This is a genomic window from Rhodococcus sp. 105337 (assembly GCF_012844225.1).
In the GTDB taxonomy this organism is placed as follows: Bacteria; Actinomycetota; Actinomycetes; order Mycobacteriales; family Mycobacteriaceae; genus Rhodococcus.
The window spans coordinates 1-15927 of sequence record NZ_JABAGQ010000017.1 but is presented as its reverse complement, the minus strand read 5'-3'; the positions used below and the strand labels follow the sequence as shown (position 1 = coordinate 15927).

At 66.6% G+C, this 15927-nt stretch carries 19 protein-coding genes; 5 read left to right on the top strand and 14 right to left on the bottom strand.

From position 1 onward, the window contains the following. Positions 1-69: 69 nt before the first annotated feature. Genes HF886_RS20105 through HF886_RS20090 form a run of 4 tightly spaced genes read right to left on the bottom strand, consistent with a single transcriptional unit; the run spans position 70 to position 2522 of the window. Positions 70-927 (bottom strand): DNA-3-methyladenine glycosylase 2 family protein, encoded by an 858-nt coding sequence (locus tag HF886_RS20105; RefSeq protein WP_169653289.1) that lies wholly within the window; start codon positions 925-927, stop codon positions 70-72. Continuing rightward, a complete protein-coding gene (locus tag HF886_RS20100; RefSeq protein WP_169653288.1) occupies positions 924-1511 on the bottom strand; it encodes a methylated-DNA--[protein]-cysteine S-methyltransferase in 588 nt (195 codons plus the stop codon). The genes HF886_RS20105 and HF886_RS20100 overlap by 4 nt, the downstream gene beginning before the upstream one ends. Then, positions 1508-2023, bottom strand: a complete 516-nt coding sequence (locus HF886_RS20095; RefSeq protein ID WP_169653287.1) for an RNA polymerase sigma factor — start codon at positions 2021-2023, stop codon at positions 1508-1510. The genes HF886_RS20100 and HF886_RS20095 overlap by 4 nt, the downstream gene beginning before the upstream one ends. Continuing rightward, entirely contained in the window at positions 2010-2522 is a 513-nt protein-coding gene (locus tag HF886_RS20090; RefSeq protein ID WP_169653286.1) for a methylated-DNA--[protein]-cysteine S-methyltransferase, read from the bottom strand. The genes HF886_RS20095 and HF886_RS20090 overlap by 14 nt, the downstream gene beginning before the upstream one ends. Before the next feature lie 90 nt (positions 2523-2612). On the opposite strand from HF886_RS20090, the gene HF886_RS20085 reads away from it, so the two are divergent. Next, positions 2613-3362: a ribulose 1,5-bisphosphate carboxylase large subunit gene (locus tag HF886_RS20085; RefSeq protein WP_346765245.1), complete on the top strand. Its 750-nt coding sequence runs from the start codon at positions 2613-2615 to the stop codon at positions 3360-3362. Positions 3363-3378: 16 nt separating this feature from the next. Here the strand turns inward: HF886_RS20085 and HF886_RS20080 are convergent, their stop codons facing one another. From HF886_RS20080 to HF886_RS20060, 5 genes are all read right to left on the bottom strand, one after another. After that, the gene (locus tag HF886_RS20080) at positions 3379-4116 is read right to left on the bottom strand and encodes an SDR family oxidoreductase (RefSeq protein ID WP_169653285.1); all 738 of its coding nucleotides are present in this window, start codon (positions 4114-4116) and stop codon (positions 3379-3381) included. Next, complete coding sequence (locus tag HF886_RS20075) at positions 4113-5141, bottom strand: phosphotransferase family protein (RefSeq protein WP_169653284.1); 1029 nt, start codon at positions 5139-5141, stop codon at positions 4113-4115. The genes HF886_RS20080 and HF886_RS20075 overlap by 4 nt, the downstream gene beginning before the upstream one ends. Continuing rightward, complete coding sequence (locus HF886_RS20070) at positions 5138-6355, bottom strand: acyl-CoA dehydrogenase family protein (RefSeq protein WP_169653283.1); 1218 nt, start codon at positions 6353-6355, stop codon at positions 5138-5140. Before HF886_RS20070 ends, HF886_RS20075 begins: the two co-directional genes overlap by 4 nt. Positions 6356-6442: 87 nt before the next feature. Next, positions 6443-7069, bottom strand: coding sequence for a TetR/AcrR family transcriptional regulator (locus HF886_RS20065; RefSeq protein ID WP_169622839.1), 627 nt, complete (start codon positions 7067-7069; stop codon positions 6443-6445). 52 nt (positions 7070-7121) lie between these two features. Then, a complete protein-coding gene (locus HF886_RS20060; protein WP_169622838.1) occupies positions 7122-8249 on the bottom strand; it encodes an NDMA-dependent alcohol dehydrogenase in 1128 nt (375 codons plus the stop codon). Positions 8250-8397: 148 nt separating this feature from the next. Between HF886_RS20060 and HF886_RS20055 the strand changes: the two genes are divergently transcribed. From HF886_RS20055 to HF886_RS20045, 3 genes are all read left to right on the top strand, one after another. Beyond that, on the top strand, positions 8398-8841 hold the full coding sequence (locus HF886_RS20055; protein ID WP_169653282.1) for an SRPBCC family protein: 444 nt from the start codon (positions 8398-8400) through the stop codon (positions 8839-8841). 142 nt (positions 8842-8983) lie between these two features. Beyond that, positions 8984-9646 carry an enoyl-CoA hydratase/isomerase family protein gene (locus HF886_RS20050; protein ID WP_169622836.1) on the top strand — a complete coding sequence of 221 codons (663 nt, stop codon included), beginning with the start codon at positions 8984-8986 and terminating at the stop codon, positions 9644-9646. Between the two features lie 42 nt (positions 9647-9688). Then, the gene (locus tag HF886_RS20045) at positions 9689-10300 is read left to right on the top strand and encodes a TetR/AcrR family transcriptional regulator (RefSeq protein ID WP_169622835.1); all 612 of its coding nucleotides are present in this window, start codon (positions 9689-9691) and stop codon (positions 10298-10300) included. Between the two features lie 12 nt (positions 10301-10312). Here HF886_RS20045 and hppD read toward each other — a convergent pair whose 3' ends face one another. Further along, the gene (gene hppD, locus HF886_RS20040) at positions 10313-11518 is read right to left on the bottom strand and encodes a 4-hydroxyphenylpyruvate dioxygenase (RefSeq protein WP_169653281.1); all 1206 of its coding nucleotides are present in this window, start codon (positions 11516-11518) and stop codon (positions 10313-10315) included. Between the two features lie 180 nt (positions 11519-11698). Between hppD and HF886_RS20035 the strand changes: the two genes are divergently transcribed. Continuing rightward, positions 11699-12235 (top strand): Lrp/AsnC family transcriptional regulator, encoded by a 537-nt coding sequence (locus tag HF886_RS20035; protein ID WP_169622833.1) that lies wholly within the window; start codon positions 11699-11701, stop codon positions 12233-12235. A gap of 111 nt (positions 12236-12346) precedes the next feature. Here HF886_RS20035 and HF886_RS20030 read toward each other — a convergent pair whose 3' ends face one another. The 4 genes from HF886_RS20030 to HF886_RS20015 all read right to left on the bottom strand — a co-directional run bounded on the left by HF886_RS20030 (position 12347) and on the right by HF886_RS20015 (position 15698). Continuing rightward, a complete protein-coding gene (locus HF886_RS20030) occupies positions 12347-12874 on the bottom strand; it encodes a polyketide cyclase (protein ID WP_169653280.1) in 528 nt (175 codons plus the stop codon). A gap of 82 nt (positions 12875-12956) precedes the next feature. Beyond that, entirely contained in the window at positions 12957-13799 is an 843-nt protein-coding gene (locus HF886_RS20025; RefSeq protein ID WP_346765422.1) for an SGNH/GDSL hydrolase family protein, read from the bottom strand. A gap of 335 nt (positions 13800-14134) precedes the next feature. Further along, positions 14135-14893 (bottom strand): 3-oxoacyl-ACP reductase FabG, encoded by a 759-nt coding sequence (gene fabG, locus HF886_RS20020; RefSeq protein WP_169622830.1) that lies wholly within the window; start codon positions 14891-14893, stop codon positions 14135-14137. Positions 14894-14936: 43 nt separating this feature from the next. Then, positions 14937-15698, bottom strand: coding sequence for a glucose 1-dehydrogenase (locus HF886_RS20015; protein ID WP_169653278.1), 762 nt, complete (start codon positions 15696-15698; stop codon positions 14937-14939). Positions 15699-15927: the final 229 nt, after the last annotated feature.

Genomic DNA, 15927 nt, shown 5'->3' with positions numbered 1-15927 from the left:
CCGTCTCGGGTACTGCTGACGGACTGCTGGCACATTCCGGACTGGTCGAAGAATACGTGCGTTCGGGCGTTACGGGTGCCGATTCAATGTTGCATGCGCCCACAGATGAGCAACCGCGTAGGCACGCCACGGTTGCCACTGTGCCGCGAGCGCAGTCGCTTCGCGTGCGGTGCCGACCTCGAGGGCGCGCCGGAGCACAAGGTCACCGGCGGGGTACGCATCGCGGTCGCCGGTTCGCAGGGCGAGATAGTCGACGGTCCACGGCCCGATTCCGGGCAGCGCGAGCAGATCACGGGAAAAGGACGCCGACGCGGGATCGAGGCCGTCGGATACCGCTCGGGCCAAGACCAGCAGGGTGTTCGCCCGAGACCGTGTGGTGCCGATCGCCGCACGCAGATCTTCCGGCGCGAGGGCAGCGATCCGTTGCGGTGTCGGAGAGCACCGCAATCCACCTGGCGCGTCGTCGCCGAACGCCGCGACGAGCCGCCCCGCGAAAGTGGCTGCTGCCGCGACACTCACCTGTTGCCCGAGGATCGTCTGCACGGCCGTGGTGAACCAGTCGGTACTGCCGAGCACCCGCAAGCCTGGCCGGGCTCGCACCAATGGAGCAAGGACAGGATCGGCGGCAAGCGCGGCGTCGACGACGGTGGGGTCGGCGTCGAGGTCGAGCCAACGGCACACCGCCGCTTCGACATCTGCGATGTCGGCCCGGCGCGGCGCATCGATCCGCGCCACCACGCTGCCGGTATCGGCGCGGAGTGTCACGGCCGCGCTCGCAATACCGTGCGCGGTGCGCAGCGCAATACAGTGCGTTCCGGTGGCTACATCGTGACGTTCGTGCCCCGGAACCGCATGGCTCCGCATGGTGGCGAGCAGTGGACGCACCGAAAATGGGAGCGCCACCGGGAGCCGGGCGACAGTGATCACGCGGCGGCTTCGAGCCGCAGCAGGATCTGTTTGGCTTCCACACCGCCCGCGTACTGCCCGAGTCCTCCGTCGGTGCGGACGACGCGATGACACGGGAGAACCACCGGCAAGGGGTTTTTCGCGCATGCCGTCCCCACGGCACGCACCGCTCGAGGACTTCCCGCTGATGCGGCAACGTCCGCGTAGCTGGCGGTACGTCCGTACTCGATGTCGGCGAGCCGCGAGATCACCTCCCGCCGAAACCCTGTGGCAAGACGAAAGTCGAGGGGGAGATCGAACGCGGTGCGAGTGCCGCCGAAGTATTCGTCGAGCTGACGTACCGCGTCGTCGAACCGGCCGGGTGCGTCGAGGATGCGTGGCCCGATCTGCCGGGCGAGTTCGTCGAGCACGGCGTCCTCGCCCTCCGCGACGAAGGCCACCTTCACGAGCCCCACCGTGGTGGACGCCAACAGCAGCGGACCCACCGGAGTATCGACGACGCGGTAGGCGACATCCAGCAACCCTGCGGCTTCGGCGTCGAGGACGAGTTTGTCGTGCAGCCAGGCCAGATCGGAAGTAGACACCGACGGGATAGGAAAGTTCATGAGCGGCTTCCTGTTTCGGCGTGATAGGAGCGGCGCAACGCTTCCCGGCCGTCGGCGGCGGCTCGCCGGGCCGCGTCGGCGCTGTTGCCGAGAATCGCGCCGATCTCGGCATACGGCAACCCGCCCACGTAGTGATACACCAGCACTGCGCGCTGCGTGAACGGCAGCGCCGCCACCGCCGACCACAGTCGGTCGTCGCCTGATCCCGGCAATCCCGCTGTTGCGGGGCGTTCGGGGACGATCTCCGTCGGCACAGGCGCACGACCACGCAGCCTGTGCACGTCGATCGCCTTGCGGTGGGCGATGGTGACCAGCCACGCTTCGATATTGCTGCCCGGCCGCAGGGCGGGGTACGCACGCAACGCCGCGAGAAACGTCTCGGACCACGCGTCGTCTGCGTCGGTGGGACCCAGCAGAGCCCTGCACACCCTCGATACCGTCGGACCGTGGTCGGCGACCACCCGTTCGAACGGGGGTAGATGTGTGGGCTCCGTCGTGTCAGACCGGGGCATGAGTGGCCTGTGCCCTCCGGAACGCCGCTTCCCGATCGAGCAGCAGGCGCTTGCGGTCGAGACCCCCGGCATATCCGGTGAGCTTGCCGCTGCTCCCGATCACCCGATGACACGGGACCACGATGCACAACGGGTTCCTCGCGTTCGCCGCGGCCACCGCGCGAACCGCGGTGGGCCGTCCCACCGCGGCCGCAACGGCGGTGTAGGTGCAGGTTGTGCCGTATTCGATCTCCGCCAACGCGGCCCACACCGTCCGTTGGAAGTCGGTGCCGGCCGGTGCGAGCGGAAGAGTGAAGCGGGTGCGTTCACCTGCGAAGTACTCGTCCAACTGTGTCCGCGCCTCGTCGAACCCTTCGGTGGTCCGGGACCCGAAGGAAGTGCGATCGGGGGAAGGACGGTGCTCCACCATGTACAGGCCCGACAGGACGCCGTCGGTATTGACCAACGTCAACTCACCGATCGGGGTGTCGATCAGGGTGTGCGTGCGCGATGCGGTCACGGGTTCGATCCTTCCATCCGATGCAAGGTTCACATCGAGTAGACGCACGGGACGACCGAAACGTGAGGTTGCTGTCGCACCGTGGCCGCCGTGGTGAAAGATGGCGAGATGATCGCCTTACCCGCTGTCCCTCTCGTCGGTTCCCTTCTCGGTGCCACGCGCACGGTGGTCGAGCGCACAGTCGCCACCGCCACCTTCGCGGTGTCGGTGCCCGCCCGTGCCGAGGCGCTGCTCGACAATGTCGAATCGCTGATCCGGCGCGTCGACGCCGTGGTCGACGATGCCGCAGTGGCGGTCGCTCGGATCGAGGCGATCATCGCGTCGACGACTTCGGTCGTCGCGGACGCCGACGCGGTCGCCGGACAAGCGCGCACCATCGTCGGCCAGGTCGGCACCGTCGCCACGCAAGCCGAGGCCATCGTCGGAGATGTCGGCACCGTCGCCGGGCAGGCCCGGACGGTCGTCGGAGAGGTCGCTCTCGTCGCCGGGGAAGCCCGCACGATCATCGACTCCGCCGGACGAAGTGCCGACATCGCGAGCGAACTCCTCGAGACCTACGAGCCCCTCGCACGTCAGGCTGCGCCCCTCGCGGCCCAGTTCATCGAGGAACTGTCGCCGGAGGAAGTGCACGCGGCAATCCTCATGCTCGACCGGCTTCCCGAGCTGTCCGAGCGGATGAACATGATCATGCCGATCCTCGGCACGCTCGACACGGTCGCGCCGGAGATCCACGAGTTGCTCTGCGTCGTGAAGGACCTCCGTCAGGCGATCACCGGCGTGCCCGGGTTCAACTTCCTTCGCCGGCGAGGCGAAGAAAAGGAGAACTCGGACGACGAGTGATGCGCAGGCGGGAAGGTCAGGCGCTGTAGAGACTCGCTCCCGCGCGGCTGAGCACCAGCCGGGGCAGGACCGCGCGCGACGACAACTTCAGCAGTGCGTCGACGAGCTCGACGACGTCGCCGACCTCGAGCATGTCCTCCGCCGGGATCCGGTCTTTGATCCACTCGGACATGTCGGTGTCGACATACCCGGGAGCGATTGCGGACGCCGAGACGCCGTTACCCGATTCCTCGGCGTTGAGGGTTTCCACCAGCGACACGAGTGCGGCCTTCGTCGCGCCGTACGCGGCGAGACCGGCTTCGGCATACACACCGGCGATGGACGCGAGCGCGATCACCTTCGCGCCGCGACCCGGATCGTTCCGCGCACCGGACCGCAGCAGCGGCAGTGCCGCCTGTATCAAAGCGAACGGCGCGTTGAGGTTGACTGCCACCGTCTTGTCGAACCGGCGGGAGGGGAACTCCGCGATGGTGCCGGCGGTGCCGACACCCGCGTTGAGTACCAGGGCCTTCATCGCGCCGAACGCGTCGGCGTGTGCGGCGACCACCCTGCCCGCGGCGTCGGGGTCCGCCAGGTCGGCGGCGACGGTGCGGACGTCCGTCGCACCCGCATCCCGCAACAGAGCGGCGACCTCGTCGAGCCGGGTTGCGTCCCGGGCGGAGATCGTCAGCGCGAATCCGCGCTCCGCGAGGCGGGTGGCGACGCCGAGGCCGATGCCCCGTGTCGCCCCGGTGACGAGGGCGCTCGCGCTCACGAACCTGCTCCCGTCACGAAGTCGAGTCCTGCGGCGACGAGCGCGGGCACCGCGTCACCCGCGCGGTCGAACCCGTCGCCGACGGTCGCGCCGGCCCGCCAGCGATGATTGATGCCCTCGGCGATGACGGCGAGCTTGAAGTGGGCGAGGCCCATGTAGAAACTCCAGTGGGCGATGTCGCGTCCCGAGACGGTGGCGTATCGCTCGACGAGGTCGTCCGCCGACGGCAGCCTGTTGCTGGTCCAGGCTGCGGGGAACCCGAGCACCTGGTCGAGCGCGGGATGCCGGTACACGCACATCATGGCGAGGTCGGTCAGCGGGTCGCCGAGAGTGGACAGCTCCCAGTCGACCACGGCTGCAACGCTTCCCACGTCGTCGTGAAAGAAAATCGTATTGTCGATACGGTAGTCACCGTGCACGATCGACGGGGTGGGCGACTCCGGGATCGAGTCCGCGAGTGCGGCGTGCAGCCGCTCGACATCGGGAAGTTCCCGGGTTTTCACCCTGTCCCACTGGCTCTGCCACAGCTTCACCTGGCGGGTGACGTACCCGTCGGGCCGTCCGAACCCGCCCAGCCCCACGGCTTCGTAGTCGACGGCGTGGAGCTCGGCGATCACGCGCACGAGTTCGCCTGTGCAGCGGTCGATGTCGGTATCGGACAGCGAATCGAGGTCGTCCTTGCTGCGTACGACGCGCCCCCCGACGTACTCCACCACCGTGAACGGTGCGCCCATCACGGAGTCGTCCTCGCACAGCGCGACGGTGCGCGCGACCGGCACCGCACTGCCCTGCAGCGCGGACGTGATGCGGTATTCACGGGCGACGTCGTGTGCCGACGGTGTCAGTCCCGCCGTGGGTGGTCGCCGCAGGACCCAATGGGATGTGTCGTCGAGGATGCCGTAGGTGAGATTGGATTTCCCGCCGGAGATGAGCTCTGCCCGCAGTTCGCCGTCGACCGCAACCCCGGATCGACGCAAGAATCGGTCGAGGGCGACGAGGTCGAGCCCCTTGTGCACCGCGGTCACTTCGCTGCTCCTTCGGCTGCGGCGGCCTTGCGCGCCGCACCGACAGCACGCTTTGCGATGGCCCAGCGGTGCACCTCGGACGGTCCGTCGTAGATGCGGAACGGGCGGACCTCGCGCGAGAGCCTGGCGAGGGGAAGATCTTCGGAAACCCCGAGACCACCGCACATCTGTACCGAGCGATCGACGATGCGGAAGATGGCCTCGGCGGCGAAGGTCTTGGCGATGGACGTGGCGTTCGCGGCGTGCGATCCCCGGTCGAGTTCCCAGCATGCCTGCACCAGCAGAGCCCGGGTCGCTGCGATGTCGATCTCGTTGTCGGCGACCATCTTCTGGATCATGCCGAGATCACCGAGCTTGGAGCCGAATCCTTCACGTCCTGCCACGTACCGGAGCGCGGTGTCGTGACCACGCCGGGCGGCACCGAGCCAGCGCATGACGTGTGTCATGCGCGCCGGGCCGAGCCGGACCTGCGCGTAGGCGAATCCCTGATCCACTTCACCGAGCACTGCGGTGTCCGGGACGTACAGATCCTCGAAGTCGACCTCGCAGTGTCCGCCGATCATCGACTTGTCGAGCGTCTCGATGTGACGACCGACCTTCAGCCCGTCGGAGTCCGCGGGAGCGAGGAACATCGTCGCTCCGCCGCGCTGCCCCGGCTCCCCGGAGGTGCGGGCCATGATGATGAAGAATCCGGCGCCGTCCGCCCCTGTGATGAAGTGCTTGCGGCCGTTGATCTTCCAGCCTCCCGTCGCCTTCTCGGCGCGGGTCGTGAGTGCGTTGGGGTCGGCGCCGGCGCCGGGTGCCGGTTCGGTCATCGCGAAGGCCGAGCGCATGTCGCCCGCAGCGAGAGGAGCCAGGTATCGGCTCTTCTGTTCGTCGCTCGCAATATGCGCGAGCATGTGCACGTTGCCTTCGTCGGGAGCGGCGATGTTCAGGGCCACGGGGCCGAACAGGGAGTAGCCGGCCGCCTCGAACACGGGAGCTCGGTCCACCATCCCGAGGCCCTGGCCGCCGTACTCGACCGGCGCATGGGGGGCGAAGACACCCGCTGCCTTGGCGGCGCTCTGCAGTGCCACCCGTACGGAATCGCCACCCGCTGCGGCGATGTCGCCCCGATGGGCGTCCTCGACGGGAAGCACTTCGTCGCGAACGAACGCTTCGGTTCGAGCCACGAGATCCTGCACGTGCTCGGGGTAGGCCAGGTCGACCGCCATGCTGATACTCCTTCCAGACCAACCGACCGATCGATCGCTCGGTGACCGCTACGGTGGCATATCCCGGAGAGTGGGTCAACCCCGGCTCTACCGCGCCCCGACGGTGCTCCGTGCAATGACCAGGTACCGATGGACGATGTCATCGGGACTCGACGGGCCGTCCGGGCGATACCAGCTCGCGACACCGACACACATCGTCGTCACCGCGCGGCTGGCGTCCTTGGGATACGGAGTCGTGAACTCCCCGGTCGCCACCCCGCCTTCGACGATCCCGTCGAGCATGCGCTGCTGTTCGTCGCGCAAGGCGACGAAGGCCGCACGGCTCGCGGGTTCCATACTGCGCATCTCGGTGGATGCCACGAACGCCTGATCCCGCCGGACCATATGGAAACGCAGGAGCGATTCGACCACGGCGTCGAACTGCTCCGACGGTGTCGGGCCGGCCTCGGCGAGCGCCCGGCGGCTGCGGTCGAGCAGGTCGTGCATCACGGTGGTGGTGAGCGAGACGAGCAGGGCCTGCTTCGACGGGTAATGGTGGTACAGCCCAGGCACCGACAATCCAGCCCTCGACGCGATCTCCCGGATCGAGGTGCCGTCGTACCCGCGTTCGGCGAACGCTTCGAGGGCCGCCGCAAGAGGTTTTGGCAAGGTCGGGGGTCCGTAACGCCGCCACGACCCGACGTCGCCGGAGACCGGATCCTCATGCATGTCCATGGACAACACCGTAGGGGACGGTCCCCGGCCACCTCACCCGAGCGGAGCGGGGTCAGTAGTCGTCGTCTCCGTAGACGACGAGGCCGCGCAGGTTCTTGCCCGCGTGCATATCTTCGTACCCCTGGTTGATGTCCTCGAGTTTGTAGGTGTTGGTGACGAGGCCGTCGAGATCGAGTTGTTTGTTGCGGTAGAGGTCGAGCAGTTTCGGGATCTGCGAACGCGGACCTGTGCCGCCGAAAATGGCGCCCTGCAGTCTCTTTTGGAGAAGCGTCAGTTCGAACAGACTCAGAGTGACCTGCGTGTCGGTTGCGTTGCCCATTCCGACGACGACGACCTGCCCACCCTTCGCCGTGACCGAGAGCGCGGGCGCGATGATGTCCCCGTGGATCTCCCCCACAGTGATGATCGTGACATCGGCCATTGCGCCCCAGGTGATCTCACCGATCACCGGCGCCGCCTCCTCGAGTGACGAGAACGTGTGACTTGCGCCGAATTCTTTCGCCTTCTGCCTCTTGTACTCGACGGGATCGATTGCGACGACGAACCGGGCGCCCGCGTGAGCCGCGCCCTGAACCGAGTTGATGCCGACGCCGCCGATACCGACGACCACGACGGTGTCGCCGAGCTTGGTTCCGCCGATTTCCGTGGCCGAACCCCATCCCGTAGCGACCCCGCAGCCGAGGAGTGCGGCCTTCTCGAGCGGAATGTCTTTCTCGATCTTGATCACCGAGGCTTCGTTGACCGTGACGTACGGGGCGAAAGTGCCGAGCAGGCACATCTGCAGGACCGGGTCGCCGTTCAAGCTCGCGCGATAAGTCTTGTCCGAGATCGCCTGCCCCGTGAGCAGGCCCGCTCCCTCGTCGCAGATGTTCTGCAAGCCCTTGGCGCACGATCGGCAGCGGCCGCACGCGGGGATGAATGCGAGGACGACGTGGTCACCCTCCTCGAGGGTCGTCACTCCCGGACCGACTTTGGTGACCACGCCGGCACCCTCGTGTCCGCCCAGAACCGGGAAGAACGGAAGCGGAGTTGCGCCCGTGCGGAGATGCTCGTCCGAGTGGCACAGGCCCGAGGCAGCCAAACGGACCTGCACCTCACCCGCCACCGGGTCGCCGAGGTCGATCTCCTCGATCTCCCACGGGCGGTCGATTCCCTTGATCACTGCCGCTTTCGTCTTCACCGGGCCTCCCGAGCAGGATAATTGTGATGTGCGTCACGCCGAATTCAAGCACTGCGCGGACGATCGGGCAATGGGTTCGGGAATCCCCCTGTCCCGGCGCTGCGGTTCCCCGTACCCTCCGTCGCACTTACCTCGAAGGACCGGTGACATGATCCATCTCCGCCACAGCGCGACAGCCGAGATTCCGGCCGACGTCGCCTTCGCCTACGTCGACGACCACCGGACCGTTCCCGAGTGGATGTTCGGAATGACCCGATTCCAGCCCGTGGGCACGCAGGTCAGCGGCCTGGGAACCGTCTACGACGCAACAATGCGCGTGGGACCCAAGACTCTCGACTCGCGGGTCGAGGTCGTCGAATGGGAATTCGGCCGCTCCCTCGCCCTCGAGTCCGTGGCGGGCATGCGGTCGGCCTCGACGTGGCGCTTCATCGAGATCGGCGACGAAAGGACCCGGCTCGACGTCGATTTCGTATACCAATTGCCGGGCGGTCTGGCAGGAATGGCATTGGGCAAGCTGATCGAGCCGATCGTGGGCACCGCCGTCCGGCACACCGAGCAGGCCCTGCGCAGTCAGCTTCGCGACCTGGCCTGACCAGGACCCCTATTCGCGGCACCGTTCACCTCCGCCCGGAACCCGGCATGCACGAGGCAGATCCGTTTTAGAGCACTTGCTCTGTTAAGGTCGGCGCTGTTCCGCCACCTCGTTGCGGACCTGCCTACGAAAGGGGTCACACATGCCATCGATCACTCAGGACGGCCCGATCTGGACGCTGAACCTCGGTGACGACGAGAACCGCTTCGGCCCGGAGTGGCTCACCGCCGTCGAGAAGTGCCTCGACGAACTCGAGGCCGGCACCGACGCGGCCGCACTGGTCACGATCGGTTCCGGAAAGTTCTACTCCAACGGCCTGGATCTCGACTGGCTCGGGCAGCACCTGGACGAGTACACGTCCTACGTGGACCGCGTCCATGCTCTGTTCGCGCGCGTCCTGACCCTGCCCGTGCCGACGGTCGCGGCCCTGAACGGACACGCCTTCGGAGCAGGGGCGATGCTGGCGATGGCACACGATTACCGAATCATGCGAGACGACCGCGGCTACCTGTGCTTCCCGGAAGTCGACATCCACATCCCGTTCACGCCCGGCATGTCCTCCCTGATCACCAGCAAGCTCACTCCCCGGACGGCAGTCACCGCGATGACCACCGGACATCGCTACCCCGGACCGCAGGCCCTCCAGGACGGTCTCGTGGACGCCGTCGCCGGCCTCGACGATCTGCAGACCGGTGCGGCCGACATCGTCCGGCCTCTCGCAGGCAAGGACCGCAAGACGCTGGGTGCGATCAAGCAGACGATGTTCACCTCGGCCGTCGCAGCCCTCCAGCAGCCGATGGGCTGACCGTCACCACACCTGCACACCCCGCCGACCGATAGGGACACCGTGGGACGACCTCGCCGGCACGACCTCGACGATCTGCTCGATCACGCGCGCCACCTGTGGGTACGGCGAGGCACACCCGGCGTGACGATCCGGGCACTCAGCGACGTCTCGGGAGCATCGAACGGTGCGATCTACAACGCGTTCGGCTCCCGGGACGGTCTGCTGGCGTCCGTGTGGGCACGCGAGGCCACCCGATTCCTCGAGTTCCAGCGCGACATCGCCGACAGCACCCTGACGGCCTCCGGCCCCACGGAAGCGATCGTCGCGGCAGCGCTCGCGCCGGCCACCTATGCGGAGCGCGACGAGTTCGGCGCGCAACTGCTGCTCGCGGTCACCCTCGACGATCTGCGCACCCCGGACCTCGCAGAGTCTCAGCGCGACCAGCTGGGCGGACTGCGACGCACCCTGACCACCCTGCTCACCGTGCTCGCCGTCGAACAGTGGGGCAGGGAGGATGCGACCGCACTCACCCTCGTGAAGTACTGCGTCGTCGACCTGCCCGGGGCGCTCCTGCTCGGGTCCGGCAACGTGTCCGATCCACTCGCACGTCACGCACTCTCGCTCGCGGTGCGCGGAATCGTCTCGGAGTCGCCGCCGGCACCGGACCGATGACCGTGCGCGTCGTCAGAAGTTGCCCCGCGCCGCCTGCTCCCGCTCGATAGCTTCGAACAAGGCCTTGAAATTGCCCTTGCCGAATCCGGCGGAACCGTGTCGCTCGATGAGTTCGAAGAACACCGTGGGGCGATCCCCTACCGGCTTGGTGAAGATCTGCAGCAGGTATCCGTCCTCGTCACGATCGACGAGGATGCCGCGCTTCTTCAATTCCTCGACCGGAACCCGGACGGCCCCGATGCGTGCACGCAATTCCGGGTCCTCGTAATACGCATCGGGTGTGGGCAGGAATTCGATGCCCTGATCTCGCATGCGGTCGACCGCGGCAAGGATGTCGCGGGTCGCCAGCGCGAGGTGCTGCGCTCCGGGACCGCGGTAGAAGTCGAGATACTCGTCGATCTGCGAACGCTTCTTCGCGACCGCCGGTTCGTTGAGCGGGAACTTCACACGATGGTTGCCGTTGCACACCACCTTGCTCATCAGTGCCGAGTAATCGGTGGCGATGTCGTCCCCGATGAACTCCGCCATGTTCGTGAAACCCATGACCCGCCGGTAGAAATCGACCCACTCGTCCATCCGGCCGAGTTCGACGTTGCCGACCACGTGGTCGAGTGCCTCGAACATCCGCGCCCCCGCGTCGCCGTGTCGGCGGTAGGAGGAGACACGTTCGACATATCCGGGCAGATAGACGCCCGAGTATCGCGACCGGTCGACCAGCGTGTGCCGGGTGTCGCCGTACGTGGCGAGCGCGGCAAGGCGTACCGTGCCGTACTCGTCGGAGACGTCGTGCGGTTCGTCGAGGATCCTGGCACCCTGTGCGCGAGCATGTTCCACGCACGCGTCGACATCGGGAACCTGCAACGCGATGTCGGCGACACCGTCTCCGTGCACCCGATGGTGATCGGCAAGTGGACTGTCCGGGTCGACAGCTCCCTTGATCACGAAACGCACCGCGCCGCTGCACAATACGTAGGCGTGATGGTCACTGTTTCCCGTCGTGGGCCCGGAGTACGCGACGAGATCCATACCGAAGGCGGATTGGTAGAAGTGCACCGCCTGAGTGGCGTTGCCGACCACCCACGACACCGCGTCCCAGCCGCTGACCGGAAACGGATCGTGTGCCGCGTCGTACTCGACCGCTCCGACGAGCCTGCGTAATTCGTCCGGGTCCAGGCGAGCGAGTCGCTCGGTATCGGTGAGGTCCCGTTCGAGAGTCATAGCGATCTCCTGCCGCGAGTGCGAGGTGGTTCGACGTCGGATGTCACCAGGAGAAACCCGTCGGGAGCCGGTGGCAATCTGTTCTCGCGGAACTGGTCGACCGGACCGGAATACACCGGCATCCGACAGTTCAGCTATACAATCGGCCTACATTCCGAGACCCGGCGGGAAGGAACGATCGTGCGTGACGTCCTGCAACTCGACAAACTGGATTTCGCGCTCCTCGAAGTCCTCCACTCGGATCCCAAGATCGGAGTACTCGAACTGTCCCGGCGACTCCGCGTCGCTCGTGCCACCGGCGCTGCCCGGTTGCGACGACTCGAAGACGGCGGCCTCATCGCCGGATACGGGCCACAGGTCGATCTCGCCGCCGCAGGATTCGATGTCCAGGCGTTCGTCACGATGGAGATCGCCCAGGGGGCACTCGCCACCATTCGCGAAGTACTGGAATCCATTCCCGGCGTGCTGGAAGCATTTTCGACCACGGGAACCGGTGACATCCTGTGCCGCATCGCCGCCGACTCCCACCTCGGACTACAACACACCCTCATCGAGTTGAACCGGTCGTCGATCATCACCCGCTCGACGAGCGTGATGGTGCTGTCGAACGTCGTGCCCTTCCGGGTGATGCCGCTGTTGCGCACACTCCAACCCAGCGGGTCGGCGAAGGCACCCGCGTATCGCCCACCGCAGACGACAGCGGTGCCGGAACGGTGATGCGGCACGGTGGAAGATGTTGTGTGGCGGAACACTCGGTACGGGACGGCGGAGGTCGAGTGAAAAGTTTGGTGACAAAGTGCCCGGATAGCGGGCACTATCCCACCAAAGCTAGATCGCCGTGGACCCTTGTGCGTCGTCCGGCGGCGACGTGTGCTCGGCGAGCCTTGCGAGATTGAGCAGTTGCCTTCTCGCCATGACGAGGTCGCCGACACAGATCGCCGGAGCCAGCACGCCGGCCCCGCTCATCACGAGCTTCAACAGCAACCTCGTGTGCGGGCCCGCGGGGACGAGCACATACGACATGACAGCGCCCATGATCCGTCCCGTGTAGTGCACCTGCGTTTCGACCGCGAGCAACCGTCCTTGCGGGTGGTTCGCCGTGCGCGTGAAGGGCCGGCCGGGCTCCGGTGGAGGGATATCGAGCAGTGTCTGCGGAGAACGACGGCCACCGTTGTCTATCCAGTCGTACGAATACGGCGCCATCTGGAGCTGGGTGACCCAAGGCCAGACGACAGCCGGAGCGGCGCGCACGGTGACGCCCCTCCACGCCTGAAGAGTCGGATCGGGGACGAAGTCGTCACACGGGTAGCGGCGGGCGACCTCGGCGTCGGTCACACCCCAGCGGTCGCCGAACATGGGCCCTCCCCACGCGACCCTGCGCGGTCGCACAGGGACTACTCTTCCCGATCCGCCTCGGGACTGTGGGAGATCGGGCCTGCTACCACGCAGCCACGACACGTCCCGCGATATGACGCATCCCGGCCGTGGTCGGATGCATCGGTGCTGCAAAAGACAGCGACTGCTGTCCCTCGAACCAGCGCTGGTCGGGAGCGGCGCACGCGTCGTGCCCCTCCGAACCCCCGGCGACATCCACGAATTCGGCACCGGTGTTCGCGGCTGCACCGGCGAGTACCTGGTTCATCCGGCCGAAGAACCCCTTGACGAAGGAGGCGTCGGCGTCGCTGGTGGGGATGTTCGGCCAGCACCCGCGGTCACCGAAGATGCCGCCGTGCCCGACGAGCAGGACCCTCGCGCCGGGCGCCTTCTGCCGGATCTTGCCGAGGGTCGCGGTCACTTTCGGACCCAGCGTGTCGAGTGCGGCAGCCATTCGAGCCGCGACGTTCGGATTGGACCGGCAGTACGCATCTCCGCCCGGAAGATCGGTGTAGCAGGCGGAGACCAGGGTGCGCCACCCGACGTCGTTGCCACCGATGCTGAGGGTCACCAGGGTGGTGTCGGCTGCGAGAAGGTCCAGCTGGCGCGGTACCTGTCCGGTCTTCGTGTCCTGCGGGATTCTGGAGACATTGTCGGTGCGGGCACCTGCGCACGACACATTGATGAACGACGCGGGACGAAGTGCGTGCGCCACCAGCGCCGGATACCCCACATCGGAACGGGCACATCCACCGATCATCGCGGCTGCGTCGAGATACGGTCCCGCAGCCCGCGAATCACCGAGCGCGACGTACCGAACACCTTGATCCACCACCGTGTCGCTCATCGCCGACCCGGGCCACACCATGCTCACAGTCGCGACGGCGGCCACCAGAGTTGCCCGCACACCGGCGCGCCTTCTCATTTGACCCTGCACTGCGGGACAACGACATTCATGCTTCCTCCGATGGAGCTCTACAGCTGTGGCAGGCGTCGGCGCGTACCGCGGAAATCTCCGCAGTACGCGCCGCGCGTGCCTTCACCGTGTGAAATCGGAACCGCCGGCATTGCCGTTACGACTGTACGGAAAGCGCGCCCGGTTCAGCCGTGTTTCAGAAGAGTCGGGGGTCGTTGCTCGTGGCCGGACGGGGTCTCGTCACCCGCTCGGCAGGCCACATACAACGGCGGCGCCGCGATCCCCGAGAGCTTCAGGGATCGCGGCGCCGCCGACTGCGGTGTGCCTCAGTCCTTGGGTCCACCTGCCACGTAGATGACCTGCCCGGAGACGAACCCCGCACCCTCGGATGCGAGGAACGAGGCGGTGTGTGCGATGTCGTCGGGCTTGCCGACGCGCGCGACCGGGATCTGTGCCGCGGCGGCCTTCTTGTAATCCTCGAACGGCACCCCGACGCGCTCTGCGGTAGCGGCGGTCATCTCGGTCTCGATGAAGCCCGGCGCAATCGCGTTGGCGGTGACACCGAACTTGCCCAGTTCGATGGAGAGTGTCTTGGTGAAGCCCTGAATGCCCGCCTTGGCCGCAGAGTAGTTGACCTGTCCGCGATTTCCCTGCGCCGACGTGCTCGACAGATTGACGATACGTCCGAACTTGTTGTCGACCATGTACTTCTGCGTTGCGCGCGACATCAGGAACGCACCGCGCAGGTGCACAGCCATGACGGAATCCCACTCGTCGACCGTCATCTTGAACAGGAGATTGTCGCGGGTGATCCCGGCGTTGTTGATCAGCACGGTGGGCTCGCCGAGTTCCGTGGCAACCTTCTCCACGGCCGCAGCGACGGATTCTTCGTCGGCGACGTTCGCGCCCACGGCGAGCGCCTTGCCGCCGGCCGCCTCGATGGCGGAGACCGTGTCGGCGCAGGCGTCGGCGTCGAGGTCGAGAACAGCGACCTGGAGGCCGTCCTGGGCGAGTCGCTTGGCGACGGCAGCACCGATACCGCGTGCGGCTCCGGTGACGATGGCGGTGCGGACTGTTGAGCTCACTGCAAACCTCCGTGGGGGTGGATCGTCGGGATGGGTGGAGCGGTCAGTTGATGGTGAGGCCGCCGTCGACCGCGATGGTCTGACCGGTCACGTACGCGGCCGCCTCCGAGACCAGCCACACGGCAGTGGCGGCGATTTCCGCCGGGTCTCCGGTGCGGCCCAGGATGATTCGGGATTTCATGGTGTCGAGGTATCCCGGCTGGTATTCGTCGGTCATCTCGGTCCGGAAGAACCCCGGCGCAAGTGCGTTGACGCGGATGCCCTTCCGGGTGCCCCACTGCTGCGCGAGGTCGCGGGTGAGGCCGATGATGCCGGCTTTGCTGGCGGCGTAGGCGGCCTGCGGAAGACCCGCCGTGGTCAGGCCCAGCACCGACGAAATGTTCAGGACGGAGCTTCCGGGCTGCATGACGCGGCCGGCGGCCTGTGCCGCCCAGTACGACCCGTTGAGATTGATGTCGATGACGCGGCGGAACTGGTCGGGGGTTTCCTTGGTCGCGGGTACCGCGGTGCCGATCCCTGCGTTGTTGATGAGAATGTCGACCTTGCCGAGCTGCTCGACAGCCGTGTCGACCATGCGTTGCGCCTGGTCGGGATCGGCGATATCGGTCTCGACGGTTACCGCGCGGCGCCCGGCGGCACGGACGAGTTCGGCGGTCTGCTCGAGCCTGTCGACGCGGCGCGCCGCAAGAACGACGTCCGCCCCGGCCTCGGCGAGCGCCTGCGCGAACGCGACACCGAGGCCCGAGGATGCGCCGGTGACGATGGCGACGCGGTCGTCGAGACGGAATCTGTCGAGCACAGACATGCGATGATCTCCTCGGTGTGACGGGGCCTACACAAGATGTATAGCCCAGTTCTGGCGGTTTTACAAAGCAGAAAGCTCTTGAAACCCGTTAGGCCGCATGTCTTTTCAGACATGCGGCCTAACGGTGGAATAGCTGGGGCCTATATCGGCGAGATCAGCTCAGGCGTTCGAGCACCATCGCCATACCCTGACCACCACCGACACACATCGTCTCCACACCGAACTGCTT

Bases quoted from the DNA above. Each gene is read 5' to 3' on its own strand.
- HF886_RS20100 (WP_169653288.1), bottom strand. From the start codon at position 1,511: ATGAACTTTCCTATCCCGTCGGTGTCTACTTCCGATCTGGCCTGGCTG.
- HF886_RS20015 (WP_169653278.1), bottom strand. From the start codon at position 15,698: ATGTCTGTGCTCGACAGATTCCGTCTCGACGACCGCGTCGCCATCGTC.
- HF886_RS20095 (WP_169653287.1), bottom strand. From the start codon at position 2,023: ATGCCCCGGTCTGACACGACGGAGCCCACACATCTACCCCCGTTCGAA.
- HF886_RS20050 (WP_169622836.1), top strand. From the start codon at position 8,984: ATGCCATCGATCACTCAGGACGGCCCGATCTGGACGCTGAACCTCGGT.
- HF886_RS20065 (WP_169622839.1), bottom strand. From the start codon at position 7,069: ATGGACATGCATGAGGATCCGGTCTCCGGCGACGTCGGGTCGTGGCGG.
- HF886_RS20055 (WP_169653282.1), top strand. From the start codon at position 8,398: ATGATCCATCTCCGCCACAGCGCGACAGCCGAGATTCCGGCCGACGTC.
- HF886_RS20030 (WP_169653280.1), bottom strand. From the start codon at position 12,874: ATGTTCGGCGACCGCTGGGGTGTGACCGACGCCGAGGTCGCCCGCCGC.
- HF886_RS20070 (WP_169653283.1), bottom strand. From the start codon at position 6,355: ATGGCGGTCGACCTGGCCTACCCCGAGCACGTGCAGGATCTCGTGGCT.
- hppD (WP_169653281.1), bottom strand. From the start codon at position 11,518: ATGACTCTCGAACGGGACCTCACCGATACCGAGCGACTCGCTCGCCTG.